At 64.2% G+C, this 2,061-nt stretch carries 2 protein-coding genes; both read right to left on the reverse strand.

Annotated features, from left to right (window positions below):
- Positions 1–426 (reverse strand): HPP family protein (locus EOA36_RS34270; protein WP_189553513.1); only part of this gene is annotated, 426 nt, incomplete at its 3' end.
- A 218-nt stretch (positions 427–644) separates the two neighbouring features.
- Positions 645–1,826: a cystathionine beta-lyase gene (locus EOA36_RS34275; protein WP_127281112.1), complete on the reverse strand. Its 1,182-nt coding sequence runs from the start codon at positions 1,824–1,826 to the stop codon at positions 645–647.
- Positions 1,827–2,061: the final 235 nt, after the last annotated feature.

Below are 2,061 nucleotides of genomic sequence, written 5' to 3' on the forward strand. Positions count from 1 at the left end.
CGGGAACAGGAAGCCCGCGCTGATGACGGCCGGCCCGCCGAGCACCGCCGTCAGCGCGGCGGCACCACCTGGCGGATGCAGGCAGCGCGTGAACGACATCGCGGCGATGGTCAAGGCCACCGCGAGACCCGAGGCCATCACCTGATCATGGATGAAATGCGCCACGGTCACGCCGACCAGCGCCGATATGGAATTGCCGCCGATGATCGACCAGGGCTGCGCCAGCGGGCTCGCCGGCACGGCGAACAGAAGCACGGCGGAGGCGCCCATCGGCGCCACCAGCAGGGCCACATGCGGGCCGCCGCCCATCGCCAGCCCGCTGATCACGCCGGTCAGGGCGATGCCGATCGTGGCGCCGATACACGCCAGGACGCGTTCACGCAGCGTCGCGCCGGCGAGGATGGGAACAAAAAGACGAAAGGCCATGGCAAGCTTTATGACGAAATGGATTTGGCGCAGACGCCCTGTCCAACGCAATGGAGCCGAACTCGCGGATTTGAAAGTTAAACAAATCCGCAAAGTCGCGGCGTGGGAGAATAATATTGCGCGAGACCGCTCGCCGGGATGCTGCGAGCGGCTCGCGCTTTGCCATCAGCGTCAGTGTGTTGTGGCCGCCTGCCAACTCTTCCGGGCGGCCAGACAGATCAGGCGGCGGCCGCTGCAAGCCCGCGCATGATGTCGGCCTTCAGGTCGTCGACATCCTCGAGGCCGATCTGCAGGCGGATCAACGGACCTTCATAAGGGCCTTTCGCAACGACGCGGTCGGCAAGCCAGACCGGCACAGCCAGGCTCTCATAGCCGCCCCAGGAATAGCCGAGACCGAAGATGCGCAATGCGTCGAGGAAAGCGTGCTGCTCCCGCTGGCCACCGCCGGCCAGCACGATCGAAAAGATGCCGCTCGAACCGCAAAAGTCCCGCTTCCACAGATCGTGGTCCGGATGGCTGGGAAGGGCAGGGTGGAGCACCCGCGCCACGCCCGGCTGGCTTTCGAGCCATGAGGCGATGGCAAGCGCGCTGCGCTGATGATGGTCGAGCCGCACGCCCATCGTGCGCAGGCCGCGCAGCACCTGATAGACATCGTCGGGTCCCGAACAGCAGCCAAGCGTGCAAAAACTCTCGTAGAGCTGCTTCCAGCAGGCCTCATTGGCCGAGACCGTGCCGAGGAGCACGTCCGAATGGCCGGCCGGATATTTCGTCGCCGCGTGGATCGAGATGTCGACGCCGTGGTCGAGCGGCCGGAAATAGAGTGGTGTCGCCCAGGTGTTGTCCATCATCACGATGGCGCCGGCCGCATGCGCCGCCTTGGCGATCGCCGGGATATCCTGCACCTCGAATGTGTTGGAGGCCGGCGATTCGGTGAACACCACTTTGGTGTTCGGTTTGATCAAGGCCGCGATGCCGGCGCCGATACGGGGCGCATAATACTCGACCTCGACGCCCAATCGCTTCAGCATCGTATCGGCGAAGTTTCTCGTGGGGTGATAAACGGAATCGACGATCAGCAGATGGTCGCCCGCCGATACGAAGGCGAGCAGCGGAATGGTCACCGCCGCCAGCCCCGATGGCACCACGATCGTGCCGGCGGACCCCTCCAGCGCATCGATCGCCTGTGCGAGGGCATCGGTCGTCGGTGTTCCGCGCGTGCCGTAGGTGTATTTCTGGTTGCGTGCGGCCATCGCGGCGGCATTGGGGAACAGCACGGTCGAGGCGTGCACCACCGGCGGATTGACGAAGCCGAAATAGTCGTGCGGGTTGTTGCCTGAATGGGCAAGCCGGGTGTTGATGCCCACCTTGCCGGAACCCTGCTCGCTGCCGTCTTTCGCCATTCTTGGTCGCCCTGTCTGATAAGGCGCTAGCCATAGTGCGGCGTCGTGGACCGTGCAACAGCCCACTGTCCGCCAGGAATGGACTTCGAATATGCCAATTCCCGGGTCCGGAAAACAGCTGGGGGTTGATCTGAATCGGACCGACCAGGGCGGCCGTACCTTGCCGGAAGCCCGGTCGCCGGCCGGTCGGCCTATTGTAGCCGGCTGTGAAAGATATATAATCAAGCCCTAATAT

The organism is Mesorhizobium sp. M8A.F.Ca.ET.021.01.1.1 (assembly GCF_003998025.1).
Lineage (GTDB): Bacteria > Pseudomonadota > Alphaproteobacteria > Rhizobiales > Rhizobiaceae > Mesorhizobium.